Below are 17,369 nucleotides of genomic sequence, written 5' to 3'. Positions count from 1 at the left end.
TCAGCAGCCGCAACCGCGCAGGCACTTGCGGAGTGCGTCGAGGTCGAACCCGAGCCGCCGCAGCCGCTCGATCAGCTTCTCGTCGATGACCCCGTCCTTGAACAGGCAGGACAACCACTCGCAGAAGGTGTCACCACCAGAAGGAATTGGTGGGTTGTCACCGCCGCGCCACACGGCCGCGGTGAGCGTACGTTCCCGCGTGAACGGCCGGCCCACGCGAGTACGGCCGCGGGCGCGTACGCGGATCCGGTAGACGCCAGGCAGCGTCGTACCGAAGGTCCCCGCGAACTCCCCGGGCCCAACCGGAGCCAGGCTCAGCGTCACCAACGAACCATCCGGGCGCGTGACATCGGCCCAGACCGACGGATCGCCCTCGACCGGCACGCCGGACTGCGTGAGCGTGGCTCCCACAGTCACCTGGGCGCCCGGCTCGAAGGATCGCTGGTCGGCCACGGCGCGCAGCGACACGTTCGAGTAGGAGTGCACCACCAGGCTGTACGGAAGGCCACGCCGTCCCGGCTGCTGCTCGTCTCCGGCCGGTTCGTTCGCGACCGCGAAGGCGCGCTCGAACTCGAACGGGCGCCGCGTGGGTGCGGCCGGTCGCACCGGCTGGTTGGCCCGGCCGCGGAGGATCGACAGGTCGACGCCATCGGAGTCATCAGGGGTCCTCCCAGTATGCGGTCGCCCGATCGTCAGTAACGCGTGCCAGGTCCCGGCCTGGTCGAAACGGCCCGGCCGGAGCTGGACGGGCAGTGTGATCCGGTAGTACGCGACGCCGTCGCCGGTCACGTACCGCATCGCCGGCTCGGCCTGCGCCCGCCACGGTTCGATCAGCAGACCGTTGGGTGTCTGCAGCCGGAAGTCGACGGCTTCCGGACGAGGCGTCAGCAGTACGACGTCCACACCCGAGTCACCGTCGGAGAGCTGGAACGGGATGCGATGCACCGCGCCGGGACTCAGCTCACCGTCCGGGTCGAGCACCACCTCGGCGTTGCTGATCCCCGCCAGCACCTGCAGGAAGTACTTCTGCAGCAGGAACCTGTTGTCGGTGGTGATCGCGCCCGTCACCAGCAGGTACCCGCCGTTGTTGCCGGAGATCGTCTGCAACGCGGGCACGCTGATGTTCTGCGGCTGACCGAGTCCGACGGCGTACGTGCGCTCGTTGATCTGCGCGGCGACGTCCGAGATCATCCGCGGACTGTTCTCGATGCCGTCGGTGAGGACGACCAGCGATTTCACGTCGTACGGCGGTGCTGCGTCGAGCAGCGCGCGGCCCTCGAAGATGCCGTCGCCGATCGAGGTCGCGCCCTGCGGATCGAGGCCGGTGCCGTTGATCGTGTCGTGGGTCGCGTTGCGGTTCACGTCGGACAGCCCGCCCGCGCCGAGCTCGAGGACGGACTGCAACGGCTGCGCGTCCTCGTTGTAGCGGACGATGCCGACACCGTCGCCTTCGAGCATCAGGTCGACGAAGATGTTCGCCGCCTGCTGCAGCGCCACGTGTTTGCTCTGACCGTCGCCGCGGTCCTCGCTCATGCTGCCCGAGCGATCCAGTACCAGCGCGGTGGCGGCCGTCGTACGCGCGACCGTGTTCCCGGTGACTGTCACGTCCCAGGTCTGGCCGGACGCGGCCTCGCGAACCGTGAGTACTTGCGGCGGTATGGACGACGGCGCCGTGCCGGTCCGGTACACGACCCACAACCGGGCGGTCGCCACGCCGTTCGGCGCGGTCGGGCCGACGGTGACCGACGTGGTGGCGGCCACCAGTTGCGGATGCGCCGGCGCACCTCCGGGTGCGTAGTCGAGCGTGACGGCGGATCCCGGCGACAGCACCTCGAAGCTGACCGCCAGCGCGGCCTCGCGCACCATGCCCATCGGCCCCTGCGGTACGTCGACGAAACGCAGCTCGGGGGTGAGCAGCGTGATCGACGACTCGTCGCAGTGCTCGACCTCGACGTGCTCGGCGCCCTGCTCGACGACGAACCCGAGCGTGTGCCACAGCGTGACCATGTCGTCCATGCTCGCGACGTCACGATCCCAGCGACCCGGGCTGCCGGTGTCCTGCACGATCACGTCGTTCGGCCGCGGCACCGGCCACCAGTTGTCACCGCACGCCTTGAAGTCGGCGTGCCACGGCAGCGCCATCGCCTGGCTGATCGCGCCGGCGGTGGACGAGATCCGGAACGCCGCGGTGTACGTCGTCTCGATGATCGGCCGGTCGCCCGCGGACAGCCCGCCGGCCTCGATCCCGGGGAAGAACGCGCCGCCGACGCAGGCCTCGAGGGCTGCGCGATCCATCCCGTCCGGGGTCAGGTCGGTCTGCGGTTCCGGCACTCCGGCCCAGTCGGCCGTGTAGTTGCCGGCCTGCCAGCGCTGCATGTGCGCGTACTGCGTCGGCGTCAGCGCGGAGTCGCTCCCGTTCAGCGCAGGCATGTCGCCGGGCGGGTCCAGCCGCGCGAAGATCGCGTCGACAAGCGGCTGCGACGTCACCGGATCCGGCCAGCTGTGCGCGCCGAAGATCCCTTCCACCCACCGCATGTCGCGGGCGCGTTGCAGGATCGGATAGACGTCGTTCGTGTACGACGTCGTGGTCGGCGCGGGCACGTGCCCGAGGTCGATCATGTGCTGCAGGACCCGGTCGTAGAGCGTGGTCACGCTGTCCTGGTGCGGCGCGAACTTCGGCGGCGCGACGATCGCCCAGGCGCCCTCGACCGACGGCGTCGAGTTGTCCGAGCGCAAGGTGACCGTCGCGGTCACCGGTCCGTCCGACACGTCGTCGTACCAGCCGGCGTTTCCCCAGAAGCTGCCGATCACGTTGCCGGCCGGTGACGCGGCGGCGCCGTGGCCGCCGAGGACGAGCAGGTGGTTGTCGTCGTCGCTGCGGATCTCGCCGAGCGGCACGGTTACCGACGGTTCGCCGGAGAAATCGATCGTGCCGGTGTCGAAGAGCTCGCGCTGATCGGGCCCGGTCAGGGTCCGCGCACCCGGGTCGATCGTGAGCTGACCGATCGGCTCGCTGTTGCCGCGGTTCGGGTGCGCGGCCTTGGCGTTCACCAGGTGAACGGTCCACGAGATCTCGGCGGCGGCGTCGTCGATCTCCTCGACGCTGCCGTCGTCGTGGTGCGCGAAGATCCGGAAGCGCGCGGCCTGCCGTTTGACGCGGCACTGGGCGTCCTTGAACCCGCCCGGTGGTTCCGGTCGTTCGCCGAGGTGCTCCGGTCCGACGAAGAACTCGTCCGGACTGTTGCCGACCCGGGCGATGCCGATCGCCGGATGGATCTTGTACGTCGTGGCCATTCTGTGCTCCCCCTAGTTGGTACGTGGACGCGGGCCGCGGTCGAGCATGCGGCGGAGACGGCGCAAGACCTGGTCGGTGAACAGGCCGGCCAGGCAGCCGGTCAGGACGAGGACGGCGACCGCGGCGCTCGACGTGGTGTCGTCGCCGATGCTGAGCAGGCCGGTGTTGACGGCGATCACCGAGACCGAACCGAGCAGGGCGGACCACAGCGGCCGCATGACGTACCAGGCGACCGGATGATCCGGTGCGGCGTTACGAGCGAACGCCATACTCTGCTGGATCACGCTGCCGACCGCCCCGGCGGCCGCGCCGACGATCAGCAGACTCATGTTCAGCGTGATCGCGAGATGCGCGACCGACTGGCTGACGACCTGGTGCGGTCCGGCGGTCTCCTGGGCCGCGACGAGGTGCTCCGCGAGCCCGTACGCCGCGACGAGGCACGGCAGGGCGATGACGGCCTCGATGATGTTGATCGCGACGATCACGCGCCGCGAGCTCCGCCGTACGCCGGTGGTGGTGCGCTTGCGTTGTGGCCCGACTGTGTTGCTCATGACGGTTCCTCCCCCTACACGAACGGAGGCATCCGCGGCTCCCGGCGATACATTCGGTTGCAGGAGGCGGCCATGACAGTCGACGTACTGACCGAGATCGTGATCGAGCGTCCGGTGGAGACGGTGGCGGAGTACGCCGGGGATCCGTCCAACGCGCCGCAGTGGTACGCGAACATCGAGTCGGTGGTGTGGCAGACGGAACCGCCGGTCGCGGTGGGGTCGCGGATGGATTTCGTCGCGCAGTTCCTGGGGCGGCGGCTGGCGTACACGTACGACGTGGTCGAGCTGGTCCCGGGACGGCGGCTGGTGATGCGTACGGCGCAGGGGCCGTTTCCGATGGAGACCAGCTACGAATGGGTGCCGGTGGGCGAGGCGGCGACCCGGATGACACTGCGGAACCGTGGTGAGCCGAGCGGGCTCGCCGGGGTGGCGGGGCCGTTGATGGCGGCGGCGATGCGGCGGGCGAACGGCAAGGATCTTGCGCGCCTGAAGGAGCTGCTCGAGGCGCGGTGAGACGACCGCGCCGTCGCGTCGAAGGTCATGCTGGATCTCAGCGGCGATACACCGCGCTGAGGTTGCCGTCGGGGTCGACCGATTCGAGGATCGCGCCGGTGATCGCGGCGAGCTGGGTGATCTGCTCGGGCGTGAGTACGTCGATGACGTGCTGCCGGACCGTCTCGACATGACCGGGCGCGGTCGCGCGGATCTTCTTCCAGCCGGCCGCGGTCAGCCGCGCGTTGGTGGCGCGGGCGTCCTCCGGGCAGGGGAACCGCTCGACGATCCCGCGGTCCTCGAGGCGCTTCACCACATGTGACAGCCGGGGGAGCGTGGCGTTGGTCCGCTGCGCCAGCGCGGTCATCCGCAGCGTCCGCTTCGGCGCCTCGGACAGCATCGCCAGCACGTAGTACTCGTAGTGGGTCAGCTCGGCGTCCCGTCGCAGTTGCGAGTCGAGGACACCGGGCAGCAGTTCGAGGACGGCGGCCAGCCGCACCCAGGCCGTCATCTCCGCGTCGTCCAGCCACCGTGTGCTCACGACACCATCGTAATGGTTGTAGCTACAACCATCCTGCGCTATCGTGATGGTTGAAGGTACAACCAAAAGGAGCGAGTATGACGCACGTCAGCATCATCGGCAGCGGGAACATGGGACAGGCGATCGCGGCCGTCGTCGCGAAGGGTGGCAACACCGTCGAGCTGTTCAACTCCACCGACAAGGACAAGCCGGTCACCGGTGAGGTCGTGATCCTCGCGACGCCGTACCCGGCCTTCGGTCAGGTGCTCGCCGACCGCGCCGATCAGCTGGCCGGCAAGGTCGTCGTCGACATCAGCAACCCGCTGAACTTCGAGACCTTCGACTCGCTGGTGGTTCCCGCGGACGGTTCCGCGGCCGCCGAGCTGGCCGAGCAGCTCCCGGACTCCAAGGTGCTGAAGGCCTTCAACACCAACTTCGCCGCCACGGTCGCCACGGGTAAGGCCGGCGACGCGCCGACGACCGTCCTGGTCGCGGGTGATGACGCCGACGCGAAGGCGCTGCTGGTGGGCATCGTCTCCGCCGGCGGTCTGCAGGCCGTCGACGCCGGCTCGCTCAAGCGCGCCCGCGAGCTCGAAGCGGCCGGTTTCCTCCAGCTGACACTCGCCGTCGGCGAGCAGGTCGCGTGGACCGGCGGATTCAGCCTGAACTGACTAACGCAGCAGGGCGAGACGGACGCCGAGTCCGATGAAGATGCCGCCGGTGGCGGTGTCGATCCGGCGCCGGGCGGTACGCCGGGTGCGCAGCCAGTTCCCGATCCGCCCGGCCAGCAGGCCGACCGTCCCGTCGACCAGGAACTCCAGCACGATCAGGATCGCCCCGAGCACCACGAACTGCAGCCACACCTGACCCCGCGACGGCACCACGAACTGCGGCAGGAACGCGATCGTGAACGTGACCATCTTCGGGTTCAGCAGGTTCGTGGTCAGCCCGGCGAGGTAGGCCTTCCGCCCCGACATCGCGGCCTGGCCGGCCGGCGTCTCGTCGACGGGATCGTTGCGGTGCCGGATCATCTGCACACCGAGGTAGACCAGGTACGCCGCGCCGACGATCCGCACCGTGGTGAACGCGACCGGCACCGCCGCGAACAACGCGGCCAACCCGGCCGCGGCCACCGCGACGTGCACCGCCTCGCTGGTCGCGACCCCTGCCGTCGCCAGCAGCCCTGCCCGCGGCCCGCTCCGCATCCCGCAGCCGAGGATGAACAGCATGTCCGGTCCGGGCGTGATCATCGCGATCGTCGTGGTCAGCAGGAACGCGAGCAGAAGGTGCTGATCGATCGGCATCCTCCGATCGTCGCACGAGGAGATGACCACATCGTGGCAAGCGCTTACCCATGAGACCGGTTTGCTGCCAGACTGAGTGGCCATGGATGCGGCTCGGGTGATCAACGACAACGGTGCTTGGTGCTGGTTCCAGGATGAGCGGGCGGTGGTGGATCCGGAGGGCGGCGTGCTCGTCGTCGGGTCGATCGCGGCGCCGGAAGGGCCCGGGGGAGACGCACGGGCCGGCAATGTCGAGCTGAGTGTGGTGGATTTGCGCACCGGATCGGTGGAGGTCGTCATACTGCATGAGCGGTTCGAGGCCGACGATCATGACGTGCCGGCGTTGTGGCGACGCCGGGACGGGCGCTGGCTGGCGGTGTACACGAAGCACAAGACCGACGACCTGACGCGGTGGCGGGTGAGTGAGCCGGGCGATCCGCGGAAGTGGGGCCCGGAGCAGTCGTTCGACTGGAGCGAGTTCACCGGCGGCCGCGGCGTCACGTACTCGAACCTGCACGAACTCGACGGCCGGTTGTACTGCTTCGCGAGAGCGGTCAACGACGACCCGTGCGCGCTGGTGTCGGACGACGAGGGTGACACCTGGACGTACGCCGGGAAGCTCTTCACCCGCCCGAAGATCGGCTACGTCAACGGCTACACGCGCTACGTCTCCACGCCGACGCGCGTAGATCTGATCACGACGGATCACCACCCGCGCGACTACAACAACTCGATCTACCACGGGTACCTGGAGGCCGGGGCGCTGCACCGGACCGACGGGACGGTGGTGGATGCCAGAGCCCTGGATCACAGCGCGCTGGACGCCGACGCGCCGTCGCAGGTCGAACTGACCACGGTCCTCGCTGCCGACTCGGTCTGGGACGGCGAGCCGATGACGCACTGCTGGACGGTCGACATCCGCCGCACCGGCGACGGCACCGTCGCGGCGATCCTGCTCGCCCGCCACGACGTACCGGAAACACCAGAAGACGCTTTCGCGCGGGATCATCCGGTGCCGGATCACCGCTTCTTCTACGCGCGCCTTGCTCCGGGCGGGACCTGGCAGGTGCATCAACTGGCCAAGGCCGGGCACGGTCTCCTGCCGCACGAGAACGACTACACCGGCCTGGTCGCGATCGACCCCTACGACCTGGACTCGCTCTACGTCTCCACCCCTATCGACCCCCGCGACGGCGCCGCGCTGAAACACCACGAGATCTTTCACGCCCGTACGGCGGACGGCGGGACCACGTGGGCGTGGACGCCGGTCACCGAGAACTCGACCGCCGACAACCTCCGTCCGATCGTCGCTCCCGGCGACCCGGCACGAGTCCCGCTGCTGTGGTTCCGCGGCCACATGACCGCCTCCCAGCACTACGACTGCGAGATCGTCCTCCTCAACCGACCCAGGTAACGCCAGCGGGTGGCGTGTCTTTGGGCTCCGGCCAACCATGGGGCGGTGACCTTGGGCGCCGGTCAACCAAATGACGGTGATGGAAATGGTTGGTGGGTGCCCAAGGTCGCATCCAGGAGGCGGGGGTTCGGCGAGGGCGGGGCGCGCGGGAGGTGGTGCCTGGCGGGAGATAGTAACGAGCGGTATTATCTGCGGGTGACGGTTCCGGTGCGGCGGTTGTGGGTGGCGGTGCTGTGTGGGTACCTGGCGTTCGGGGCCGCCTTGCAGGCGTTGCCGTCGTACGTGCCGGAGAGGTTCGGCGGCGGGGCGCTGGCGAGCGGGACCGCGGTCGGGATCGCGTTCCTCGCGACCGCGTGCGGCCGACCGGTTGCGGGGTGGCTGGCGGATGCGGGCTGGTCGCGTCCGGTGGTCGTCATCGGGGGAGTGCTGGCCGCTCTTGGGGGCCTGGGGCAACTGTTGGCGCCGAGCCTTGGCGTGCTGATGGCGGCTCGTCTGGTGATGGGGGCGGGTGAGGCGGCGCTGTTCTCTGCCGCTCTGCCCTGGGTCCTGGCGGGGACGCGGACGGCGCAGCGCGGTCGAGTGGCGGGCTGGTTCGGCTTGTCGATGTGGGGTGGTCTGGCCGCCGGCCCACTACTGGGAACTCTCGTGGGAGATTGGGTTTGGTGGGTGGTCGTCGCGCTGTCCGCTGCGTCGGCCGTGCTGGTCCTGACGACGCGGCGCGATCCGGATCGGGGTGAGCGGTTGACGCCGATCCGGGAGATGGTGCCGCGGGGAGTCCCGTTGCCAGGGGCAATTATTGGACTGGCGGCGTACTGCTACGGCACGGTGGCGGCGCTGCTCGTGCTGCGGTTGCGGGCCGACGGGATCGGTGTCGACGACGTCGCGCTGGCGGTGTTCGCGGCGGCCTTCCTGGTGGTGCGGTTCGCCGGGAGCCCGATGGTCGATCGGTACGGCGGACGCGTGGTCGCGGCCTCGACAATCGCCGTGGAGATTGCCGCGCTGATCGGGATCGCCGAAGCGAACGGCCCGGTCGGCGCCACGATCTTCACCGCACTGGCCGGACTCGGGCTGGCGCTCGTCTACCCGGCGTGTGTCTCGATGACGCTGGATCGGGTCCGGGGTCTGCGGCCCGGGGTGTCGATGGGGGTGATGACGTCGTTCTGGGATCTCGGGGTGATGGCCGCGGGTCCGCTCGGCGGATTCGTTGCGGAACACGCAGGTTTCCGCGCGGCGTTCCTGGTGGCGGCCGGCGCCGGCCTCGCGTGCGTCGCCATACTGCTCAGAATGCCGCGTCGAGCAGTGTCTCCACGATGACCCGTGCCTCCGCGCCCAGCCCGGGATCCTGGTCCACCGCGCTGATCAGCGTCGCACCCTCCAGTACGACGACCAGCTGCCGCGCCGATGCTTTCGGCTCACGCGCCTCGCTCAGCAGTCGCTCGAACAGGGAGCGGTAGAAGGCGAGATGGTCCTGCGCAAGCCGTCGCGGGGCGCCGTCCTGCCCGCGGTCCTCGGTGGCCGCGTTCATCATCGCGCAGCCGCGGAACCCGGCTTCGGCGTACCAGCTCGCGACCAGGTCGAAGACCGCGAGAACACGCTCGCGCGCGTCTCCACCGGCTTGTTCGACGGCCTGCTGGTGCCACGCGCGGACCCGCTGCGTGCGGTCGGTGAGAACCGCCTCGACCAGCCCTTCCTTGGACCCGAAGTTCTTGTAGATGGTGAGTTTGGACGCGCCGGCCGCCTCGACGACCTCGTTGATCCCGGCCGCATGGATTCCGCGCCGGCCGAACACCTCCGCCGCCGCCTTCAGGATCCGGGCCTTCGTCGCCTCCGGATCCAGCCGTTCCCCAGCCTTGACCGGCATCGGGCCACCACCTCCACGGACCATCTTATCGAGCTGGACCTACTTAAGAACGATCGGTACCATCATCTCTCATGTGGACAGCAGCGGGATACGAGGACGTCGCCGAGGCGTTCGAGCGGAACTTCACCGAGCGCGGGGAGCTGGGCGCGGCGTTCGCGGCGTACCACCGGGGCGAGTTGGTGGTCGACCTGTGGGGCGGTACGGCGGACCCGGACACCGGCCGGGCGTGGGATCGCGACACGGTGCATCTGATGTTCTCCGGGACCAAGGGCCTCACGAGCGCGTGCGTTCTGCTGCTGGTGCAGCGCGGCCAGGTGCAATTGGACGATCCGGTCAGCCGCTACTGGCCCGAGTTCGGTGCCGAGGGCAAGGAACATACGACGATCGCGCAGGTGCTGTCCCATCAGGCGCGGCTGCCGTGGGTCGAGGCCGGGTACGCCGACCTGCTCGACCACGACGCGATGGCGATGCAGCTGGCCGCGCAGGCGCCCGCGTCCGATCCGCGGGCCGGGTTCATGTACCACGCGGTGACCTGGGGCTGGCTGCTGGACGAGTTGGTACGGCGAGTGGACGGGCGCACCGTGGGGCAGCTCTTCGCGGACGAGTTCGCCGCACCGCTGGGGCTCGAGGTGTGGATCGGCGTACCGGAGGAACTGCACTGGCGGGTGGCGACGATGGTCGCGCCGGACGGAGTCCTCGTCGACGGGCCGTGGACCGAGCTGAACCGGCCGAATCCGTTGTGGATCCCGGGGTCGGAGAAGATCTGGAACAGTGCCGAGTACCGCACCGCCGGGCCGGCCGCGGTCGGTGGTTACGCGACTGCGCGCGGGATGGCCCGGTTCTACGCGTCGCTCCTCGGCGAGGTGGACGGCGTGCGCGTTCTGGCGCCGGAGACTGTCGCGCTCGGCCGCCGTGAGATTCGGCGGGGAACCGAGCCGACGTGGGGGAGCGAGATCAGGTACGGCGCCGGTTACGAGCTGCAGACCGGCGACGGGCGGATGGGCGACGAGGCCGACGCCTTCGGTCACGCCGGAGCCGGCGGCTCGCGACACGGCGCCTGGCCGCGTCGCGAGACCGCCTTCTCCTACCTGATGAACGAGGTGCGCGTCGGTCCCGACGATCGATCGCTCACCCTGCTCGAAGCACTCAGCGCTGGGAGCACTCAGCCGAGGTAGTCGCGCCACGGGCCGGTGATGGCGAACGTGATGCCCGGGCTCTGCATGTTGACGAACAGGACCTTGCCGTCGTCCGAGAACGCCGGGCCGCAGAACTCCGAGTCGTTCAGCATGTTCCGGACGATCGCGTACGTCGGGCCGCCCGGCGTCGCGCTCAGCACGTGGCTGCTCGCGCTGCCGTCCTCGGCCAGGATCAGCGAGCCCCACGGGGTCACGGTGACGTTGTCCGGGCCGTCGAAGTTGTAGTCGTCGTACTTCGCCGGGTCCCCGCTGTCCGCGATGGCGCTCTCGGGGAAGTAGGTGACGAGCTGGATCGTCTCGGCGTCGTAGTCGTAGAACCAGACCATGCCGTCGTGCGGGACCGCGTCGGCGGGCAGGTCCGCGGTACCGGACTCGGCGTACGAGTTGACGACGTACACGCCCTGCTTGGTGCCGAAGACGCCCTCGAACTTCTTGCCGCGGGTGATCTGGCCGTCGGTGAACTGCTTGCGCACCGACGTGGTGGCGCCGTCGCGGTCCGGCACCGGCACCCACTTGACCCGGAACGGGCGGAGCAGCTGGGCCGACGTCAGGTACGCGACGTCCGGGATCGGCTTGCCGTCGTCACCGAGGATCGCCAGCGCCTCGAGCGTGCCGAAGTCCTTGTTCTGCAGGTCCTGCCAGCTGCGCGAGCTGAGCCGGTAGCCGCGCGGCGCCGACCAGCGGTAGAAGGTGCCGTTCGGGCCGGAGGCGTCCTCGGACAGGTAGATGTGGGTCCGGTCCTCGTCGATCGCGAGCGCCTCGTGGGCGTACCGGCCGAGCGCCTTCAGCGGCACCGGGTGCGCGGTCTTGCCGTCGCCCCAGACCTCGAAGACGTAGCCGTGGTCCTTGAGCCGGGTGGTGCCGTTGGCCTTGTTCTCGGTCTCCTCGCAGGTCATCCAGGTGCCCCACGGGGTGTGGCCGCCGGCGCAGTTCGTCAGGGTGCCGGAGATGCCGACCCACTCGCCGCGATTGCTGCCGTCGCGGCCCACCTCGATGACCGTGCAGCCGCCGGCCGCGCCGACGCCGCTGTCGTAGACGGTGCCCTCGATCGGCGCCACGCCGAGCGGTCCGTTGCTGCTGATCTCGTGGTTCTGGATCAGGCGGTAGCCACCGTGGCTGCCGGCGAAGACCGCCATACCGTCGTGGGCGTTCGGGGTCGGCTGACCGGTCTTCAGCTTGGTCTCACCGGCCTGGGTGACGATCTTGTACTTGAAGCCGGGCGGCAGCGCGAGGATGCCCTTCGGGTCGTCCAGCAGCGGCGGGAACGGCTTGTGCTGCGGGAACGGGGAACGGTCGCCGTGCGAGGCCGGCGCGGCCTCGGCGAGCGTCGGCACGGCGCCGACGGTGGTGAAGCCGACCCCGGCGGCGCCGACGGCGGCACCTCGGAGGACGGAACGACGATCGACAGACATGGCTTACTCCTGCTGACTACGTGGACGGGACGTTGTCGCGATCCTTCACGCCGACGGCTGACGGAGGGGAAACGGAACTTGAACAAAAGATCTGCAACGAATCCTCTGGGGCGGACGTCTACTGTGGGAGGTGATCATGATGCGCAGTGTGACGACCGTGCTGGCGGCAGCCGTACTTTTGGTTGCGTGTGGCAATGAATCCGTGACTGGAGGACAACCGTCGATGACGCCGAGCAGTAGCAGCAGTAGCAGCAGCGCTTCGGAGCCGGCCGGGAGTGTGGTCGACCAAGCCAAGGCCGACCTCACCAAGCGGTTGGGAGTGGACGCGGCCGAGGTGTCCGTCGTCAGTTCCGAGGAGGTCACCTGGCCGGACGGCAGCCTCGGCTGCCCGGAGCCGGGGATGCGCTACACCCAGGCGCTGGTGCCGGGGAACCGGACGGTCCTCGAGGCCGGCGGGAAGCAGTACAGCTACCACTCCGGCGGTCACCGGGCGCCGTTCCTTTGTGAGCAGCCGCAGCCGCCCAGCCGTTGAAAACTTTCTCGATAACTGGGTGTATCAACCGGTACCGAGGGTGACTCCGCAGAAGTGGGGGAGCCTTCGGGCCGTTGCAGGGGGGAGGGCGGCGCGGGGCACGCAAGAGGGGGAGCTGACGTGGTGCGTGAGGTCCGGGCGGTCAGGCCGGACATCCGCACCGCGTCAGCGCGTACGTTCTGCCGGGTCAGATCAGTTCTGGCCCATCAGATCTGGCCCATCAGTTTTGGCCCAGTGACCCGAGCGCGTCGCCGGCGCGCAGGACGGGCCCGGTGCCCGGCTCGGGCTGCGTGAGCGCGAACGCCAGCAGTGCGTCGGCTGCCTGCTTGCCGCTCTCACCGGTGACCGACATCCGGCCCGCGATCAGGCCGGCCACGAGCGGCGTCGCGAACGACGTACCGCTCCATCGCGCCATGCCCTGGAACGAGCGCAGCTCGCCGGTGTTCGGTGGTTCGGTGCACACGTAGTCGCCGGTCAGGAACGCGTTCACCAGGTGCTCGCCCGGCGCGTAGACGTCGACCCAGCCGCCGAAGTTGCTGAACGACGCCCGGGCCCGCCCGTTGTCCGCCAGCGCCCCGACGCCGACGGCCTCGGGGAACGCGGCCGGCCAGAAGTAGTCCCTGGACGACTCGTTGCCCGCCGCGGCGACCAGCGTGAGGCCGTTGACGCGGTTCAACCGGGTCTGGACGAAGACGTCCAGAGCGAGTGGTGCCAGGTCGAACCGCGTCCTGGTGCCCGCCGAGAGACTGATGATGTCCGGCGCCAGATCGAGGATCTCGTCCAGTGCCTGGGCGAGATCGAACTCCCACATCGCACCGGCCGTGGTGAAGTAGCTCTTCACGACGATCTCGACGTTGCGCGCGATCGCCCGCATCACCCCGGCGATGAAGGTCCCGTGACCGGCGTACGGCCGGATGTGCCCGGCGCCGTCGAACGCGTTCTCCGGGTCACCGGTGACCCCGGTCAGCCAGTACGCCGCCGGTGCGTCGGACCAGCCCACATCGAGTACGACGACCTTGACCCCGCGACCGTCCGCGGCGCCCGCGGACAGGAACGGCGTGGGCAGCACCGGGTCCGGCGGCGTGCCCGGGGTGACCTCCTCGGGCTCGGTCGCCGGGCACGGGCTGACGCTCGGCGTGACGTAGAACAGGTGCTCCGGGGTGACGACACCGCGCCCGAGCCGCAGGTCGGCGTACTTCAGGAATCGTTGGGTGAGCGAACGATCCTCCGGCGCTTCGGGCGGCACGCGGTCCGGCAGCAGCAGCCGGGTGACACCGCCGATCCCGCCCTCGTCCGGGCGGCCGCCCTGGAAGAGCTCGATCACCCGCGGGACGTCCTCGTCGCGGACCAGGACGACGCCGGTGCGGTACAGGTAGTCGGCGCCCTCCGGCCGCTTCTCCCAGTCCTCCGGGAACACCTCGACCTGACGCTCGTAGGCGGCCAGAATCAGTTTGATCTGAGCAATGTACTTCGGTTCGGTCGTTTGATTTTCCATTTCCTTACATCCCCCCTGGACAGTCGAAATGCCCGATACTATTCCAGAATGCCGACGGCAGGGGGGAGTGCCGGGGCGGTAGAGAATCTACTGCCTCTCGCGTTGTCACGTCCGCACGACGCGATCGCGTCGGCGCGCTCACTGCTGGCCGGTGCGCCGCCGGCGGTCGAGGCGTCGATCGCGTACCAGGCCTGGGGCATCGGTCTACGGCAGCTCGGCGACGTCTCCACCGCGGTCCGCCGGTTGCGGACCGCGCTGCGATTGGCGGAGCAGTCCGGGCGGTCCGAGCGGCAGGCGGATGTCCTTGCCACGTTGGGCGCAACGCTCGGCCGGGCAGGGCGGAGCCGCGAGGGTCTGGCGCGGCTCGATCGTGCGGTCGACCTCAGCCGCGGAGCGCTGACCGGGCGGGTGCTGCTGCGGCGCGCCGACGTACTGCTGGTGCTCGGGCGGCATCGCGAGGCGCTCGACGATCTGCGGTCGGCGATCACCCGGTTGCGGCGGTCGGGCGATCAGGTCTGGGAAGCGCGGTCGCGGAACTATCGCGGATTCATCCAGCTGGCTTTGGGTGGTACGAAGCGGGCGGACGCGGATTTCGCGGTTGCCGAGAAGTTGTATGCGGCGACCGGGCAGGAGTTCGAGTACGCCGAGGCGCGGCAGAATCGGGGTCTGGGCGCGTATGCGCGCGGCGATCTGCCGGCGGCGCTGCGGTCTCTCGACGAAGCGGGTCGGCGGTTCGCCGCGGTCGGTGTGGTGTGGCCGGATCTGGCGATCGATCGGTGCGCCGTACTGCTTGCGGCTGGTCTCAGTACGGAGGCGTTGGCCGAGATGGATCAGGCTGTCGCGGCCGAGGGCGGTACGGCGACCAAACGGGGGGAGCTGTTGTTCGCGGCGGCTACTGCTGCGTTGGCGGCAGGAGATCCGGCGGCGGCGCGGGAGCGCGCCGAGCGGGCGCGACGGTTGTTTTCGGCGCAGCGGCGGGAGCGGTGGTCGGTGCGTTCGTCGATGGTGCTGCTGGAGGCTCGGTATCAGTCGGGGGAGCGTGGGGAGCGGTTGCTTCGGCGCGTGAGTGCGGTGGCGGCGCGGTTGGATGCTTTGGGTGCTTCTGAGGCGTCGGCTGCGCATTTGCTGGCGGGGCGGTTGGCGTTGGATGTCGGGCGGGCTCGGGCGGCTGATCGGCAGTTGGAGTTGGCTGGGCGGCACAGTAAGGACGCGCCGCCGATCGCCCGGAGCGCGGCGTGGTTGGGGAAGGCGTTGCGGGCTGATGCGCGGGGCGACGTTCGGGGGATGTTGTCGGCGTGCGGTCGTGGGCTCGATGCGTTGGACGAGCACCGGCTGGCGATGGGTGCGACCGAACTGCGGGCGTTGGCGACGGGGCACGGGGCCGAGCTGGCTGAGTTGGCGTTGCGGGACGCTCTGCGGCGCGACGATCCGCGGCGGTTGCTGAGCTGGGGTGAACGGTGGCGGGCGACCGCACTCGGGGTGCCGCCGGTGCGACCACCGGACGACGAGCAGCTCACCGGCGAACTCGCGGCACTACGCGACGTCGTACGACGGCTCGATGCCTCCCCCGATCCGTCCTTGGAGAAGGAACGCCGACGCCTGGAGAAAACAGTCCGTGATCGCGCCCTCCGCACCGCAGCCGGTCCGCGGGGCGGCGCTGCTGGTGCCTGGCGGTTCGATGTGGACGAGTTGGTGGAGGCGTTGGGGGAGACCGTGCTCGTGGAGCTGGTCGAGGTGGACGGTGTGTTGCATGCGGTGGTGGTGCGGGACGGGCGGATCACGAAGCACGAGGTCGGTCCGCTGGCTGCCGCGGCGCTCGAGATCGAGCGATCCCGCTTCCGCCTCCGCCGCCTCGCCCACGCCCGCCCGCACACCCACTCGGGGCATTTGGGGCCTTCGCTGGAGGTGTTGGGGGCGCGGTTGGGGGACGCGATTCTTGGGTCTGCACAGGACCTGCTGGGGGATCGGCCAGTTGTGATGGTGCCGCCGGGGAGGTTGCAGGCGTTGCCTTGGGGGCTGGTACCGGTATTGGTCGATCGGCCCGTGAACGTCGTGCCGTCGGCCGCGGTCTGGTTGCGGGCGCGGCGGGTGCGGCCGCCGGCGGATCGTCGTGTCGTGCTGGTGCTCGGGCCGGGGCTGTCGGCGGGTCGCGCCGAGGTCATGCAGCTCGCCAAGCAGTACCCGGACGCGACCGTGCTGGCAGACGGCGACGCGACCGCGGAGAAGGTACTGCGGGAACTCGACGGTGCCTGGATCGCGCATATCGCGGCGCACGGCACGTTCCGCGCGGACAGTCCGCTGTTCTCGTCGTTGCGGCTCGACGACGGGCCGCTGACGGTGTACGACTTCGAGCGGCTGCGCAGAGCGCCGTACCGGATGGTGTTGTCGAGCTGCGACTCCGGACTCGCGAAGCCGGTCGGCGCGGACGAGCTGCTCGGGTTGAGCAGCAGCCTGATCCCACTAGGCGCGGCGGGCATCCTGGCGAGCGTCGTACCGGTGAACGACCCGGCAACCGCGCCCTTGATGCTCGCGATGCACGAGAACCTGCAGGCAGGCCAATCACTCGCGGCAGCGTTCGCAGCGGCTCGCAGAGGGACGCGAGGTGATCCGGTGGCCGATGCTGCGGGTCGTTCGTTCGTCGCGCTCGGCGCTTGATGTATCAGCGGTTGTCCGGATCGCTCTGTACCAGTAGAGAGGTACGGCGGTCCGGTGAGGAAGGGGGACGGCATGCGGGATGATCCGACAGTCGTCGACCTGGTCACCAGGGCCAGGGACGGCGACAAGGGTGCATGGGACGAGTTGGTGGAGCGGTACGCGCCGCTCGTCTATTCGGTGTGCCGGCGGTGCCGCCTGGCGCAGCCGGATATCGACGACGTCGGGCAGAGCGTGTGGCTGCGGCTGGTCGAGCACCTGCCCGGTCTGCGGGAGCCGGCCGCGTTACCGGGCTGGATCGCGACCACGACCCAGCGCGAGTGCTTTCGGCTGATCCGCGCGAGCAGCCGGGTCGAGCCGGTGGACTTCGTACAGGCGCCGGACGTTCCCGAGCAGGCGATCGCCGAGGAAGAAGTACTGCGGCACGAACGCAAGACCGTCCTGCGCACCGCCTTCGCGGAACTCTCGCGGCGCTGCCAGGTCCTGCTCGCACTGCTGATGCAGGACCCGCCGGCGCCGTACGACGAGATCAGCCGGCGGCTCCAGGTGCCGGTCGGCAGCATCGGCCCGAACCGGGCCCGGTGCCTGACCCGGCTACGACAAACTCCCGCGCTGGCACGGCTGGCGGCGGACGGACCCGATGACAGGACGAGGGGGTGAGAGAAC

General features: G+C 69.6%; 15 protein-coding genes. 8 read left to right on the top strand and 7 right to left on the bottom strand.

The annotated features are described in order from the left end of the window. Positions 1-3,294 (bottom strand): LodA/GoxA family CTQ-dependent oxidase, encoded by a 3,294-nt coding sequence (locus E0H50_RS33345; protein ID WP_131294982.1) that lies wholly within the window; start codon positions 3,292-3,294, stop codon positions 1-3. A 12-nt stretch (positions 3,295-3,306) separates the two neighbouring features. Continuing rightward, on the bottom strand, positions 3,307-3,846 hold the full coding sequence (locus E0H50_RS33340; protein ID WP_131294981.1) for a hypothetical protein: 540 nt from the start codon (positions 3,844-3,846) through the stop codon (positions 3,307-3,309). Positions 3,847-3,918: 72 nt separating this feature from the next. Here E0H50_RS33340 and E0H50_RS33335 point away from each other — a divergent pair, with 72 nt between their 5' ends. After that, entirely contained in the window at positions 3,919-4,359 is a 441-nt protein-coding gene (locus E0H50_RS33335) for an SRPBCC family protein (RefSeq protein ID WP_131294980.1), read from the top strand. A 37-nt stretch (positions 4,360-4,396) separates the two neighbouring features. Here E0H50_RS33335 and E0H50_RS33330 read toward each other — a convergent pair whose 3' ends face one another. Next, positions 4,397-4,879: a MarR family winged helix-turn-helix transcriptional regulator gene (locus E0H50_RS33330; protein WP_202868442.1), complete on the bottom strand. Its 483-nt coding sequence runs from the start codon at positions 4,877-4,879 to the stop codon at positions 4,397-4,399. Positions 4,880-4,956: 77 nt separating this feature from the next. Between E0H50_RS33330 and E0H50_RS33325 the strand changes: the two genes are divergently transcribed. After that, on the top strand, positions 4,957-5,529 hold the full coding sequence (locus E0H50_RS33325; RefSeq protein ID WP_131294979.1) for an NADPH-dependent F420 reductase: 573 nt from the start codon (positions 4,957-4,959) through the stop codon (positions 5,527-5,529). Here the strand turns inward: E0H50_RS33325 and E0H50_RS33320 are convergent, their stop codons facing one another. Next, complete coding sequence (locus E0H50_RS33320) at positions 5,530-6,162, bottom strand: LysE family translocator (protein ID WP_131294978.1); 633 nt, start codon at positions 6,160-6,162, stop codon at positions 5,530-5,532. It abuts the gene before it with no gap. An 82-nt stretch (positions 6,163-6,244) separates the two neighbouring features. On the opposite strand from E0H50_RS33320, the gene E0H50_RS33315 reads away from it, so the two are divergent. Further along, on the top strand, positions 6,245-7,555 hold the full coding sequence (locus E0H50_RS33315; protein ID WP_131294977.1) for a BNR-4 repeat-containing protein: 1,311 nt from the start codon (positions 6,245-6,247) through the stop codon (positions 7,553-7,555). A gap of 195 nt (positions 7,556-7,750) precedes the next feature. Beyond that, positions 7,751-8,869, top strand: a complete 1,119-nt coding sequence (locus E0H50_RS33310; RefSeq protein ID WP_165547389.1) for an MFS transporter — start codon at positions 7,751-7,753, stop codon at positions 8,867-8,869. On the opposite strand, the gene E0H50_RS33305 is transcribed toward E0H50_RS33310, so the two are convergent. Further along, positions 8,835-9,416 (bottom strand): TetR/AcrR family transcriptional regulator, encoded by a 582-nt coding sequence (locus E0H50_RS33305; protein ID WP_165547388.1) that lies wholly within the window; start codon positions 9,414-9,416, stop codon positions 8,835-8,837. The two genes, E0H50_RS33310 and E0H50_RS33305, sit on opposite strands and share 35 nt — an antisense overlap. Positions 9,417-9,487: 71 nt before the next feature. Here E0H50_RS33305 and E0H50_RS33300 point away from each other — a divergent pair, with 71 nt between their 5' ends. Further along, positions 9,488-10,591, top strand: a complete 1,104-nt coding sequence (locus E0H50_RS33300) for a serine hydrolase domain-containing protein (RefSeq protein ID WP_131294974.1) — start codon at positions 9,488-9,490, stop codon at positions 10,589-10,591. Here the strand turns inward: E0H50_RS33300 and E0H50_RS33295 are convergent. Next, positions 10,579-12,024: an alkaline phosphatase PhoX gene (locus E0H50_RS33295; protein WP_131294973.1), complete on the bottom strand. Its 1,446-nt coding sequence runs from the start codon at positions 12,022-12,024 to the stop codon at positions 10,579-10,581. The genes E0H50_RS33300 and E0H50_RS33295 overlap by 13 nt on opposite strands. A 223-nt stretch (positions 12,025-12,247) precedes the next feature. Here E0H50_RS33295 and E0H50_RS33290 point away from each other — a divergent pair, with 223 nt between their 5' ends. Beyond that, positions 12,248-12,556 (top strand): hypothetical protein, encoded by a 309-nt coding sequence (locus E0H50_RS33290; RefSeq protein WP_131294972.1) that lies wholly within the window; start codon positions 12,248-12,250, stop codon positions 12,554-12,556. A gap of 220 nt (positions 12,557-12,776) precedes the next feature. On the opposite strand, the gene E0H50_RS33285 is transcribed toward E0H50_RS33290, so the two are convergent. Further along, a complete protein-coding gene (locus E0H50_RS33285) occupies positions 12,777-14,051 on the bottom strand; it encodes a S8 family peptidase (protein WP_131294971.1) in 1,275 nt (424 codons plus the stop codon). A 48-nt stretch (positions 14,052-14,099) separates the two neighbouring features. Between E0H50_RS33285 and E0H50_RS33280 the strand changes: the two genes are divergently transcribed. Both E0H50_RS33280 and E0H50_RS33275 read left to right on the top strand, forming a co-directional pair. Next, positions 14,100-16,706, top strand: a complete 2,607-nt coding sequence (locus E0H50_RS33280; protein ID WP_131294970.1) for a CHAT domain-containing protein — start codon at positions 14,100-14,102, stop codon at positions 16,704-16,706. Positions 16,707-16,778: 72 nt separating this feature from the next. Then, positions 16,779-17,363, top strand: coding sequence for an RNA polymerase sigma factor (locus tag E0H50_RS33275; RefSeq protein WP_131294969.1), 585 nt, complete (start codon positions 16,779-16,781; stop codon positions 17,361-17,363). The last annotated feature ends 6 nt before the right edge of the window (positions 17,364-17,369 follow it).

It is taken from the genome of Kribbella sindirgiensis (genome assembly GCF_004331435.1).
GTDB lineage: Bacteria > Actinomycetota > Actinomycetes > Propionibacteriales > Kribbellaceae > Kribbella > Kribbella sindirgiensis.
Note: the sequence above shows the minus strand (reverse complement) of the source record. Positions and strands in the feature narration are given on the sequence as shown.

Coding starts and splice junctions, on each gene's coding strand:
- E0H50_RS33345 (WP_131294982.1), bottom strand. CDS start 3,294: ATGGCCACGACGTACAAGATCCATCCGGCGATCGGCATCGCCCGGGTC.
- E0H50_RS33340 (WP_131294981.1), bottom strand. CDS start 3,846: ATGAGCAACACAGTCGGGCCACAACGCAAGCGCACCACCACCGGCGTA.
- E0H50_RS33335 (WP_131294980.1), top strand. CDS start 3,919: ATGACAGTCGACGTACTGACCGAGATCGTGATCGAGCGTCCGGTGGAG.
- E0H50_RS33325 (WP_131294979.1), top strand. CDS start 4,957: ATGACGCACGTCAGCATCATCGGCAGCGGGAACATGGGACAGGCGATC.
- E0H50_RS33320 (WP_131294978.1), bottom strand. CDS start 6,162: ATGCCGATCGATCAGCACCTTCTGCTCGCGTTCCTGCTGACCACGACG.
- E0H50_RS33315 (WP_131294977.1), top strand. CDS start 6,245: ATGGATGCGGCTCGGGTGATCAACGACAACGGTGCTTGGTGCTGGTTC.
- E0H50_RS33305 (WP_165547388.1), bottom strand. CDS start 9,416: ATGCCGGTCAAGGCTGGGGAACGGCTGGATCCGGAGGCGACGAAGGCC.
- E0H50_RS33300 (WP_131294974.1), top strand. CDS start 9,488: ATGTGGACAGCAGCGGGATACGAGGACGTCGCCGAGGCGTTCGAGCGG.
- E0H50_RS33295 (WP_131294973.1), bottom strand. CDS start 12,024: ATGTCTGTCGATCGTCGTTCCGTCCTCCGAGGTGCCGCCGTCGGCGCC.
- E0H50_RS33290 (WP_131294972.1), top strand. CDS start 12,248: ATGACGCCGAGCAGTAGCAGCAGTAGCAGCAGCGCTTCGGAGCCGGCC.
- E0H50_RS33285 (WP_131294971.1), bottom strand. CDS start 14,051: ATGGAAAATCAAACGACCGAACCGAAGTACATTGCTCAGATCAAACTG.
- E0H50_RS33280 (WP_131294970.1), top strand. CDS start 14,100: ATGCCGACGGCAGGGGGGAGTGCCGGGGCGGTAGAGAATCTACTGCCT.
- E0H50_RS33275 (WP_131294969.1), top strand. CDS start 16,779: ATGCGGGATGATCCGACAGTCGTCGACCTGGTCACCAGGGCCAGGGAC.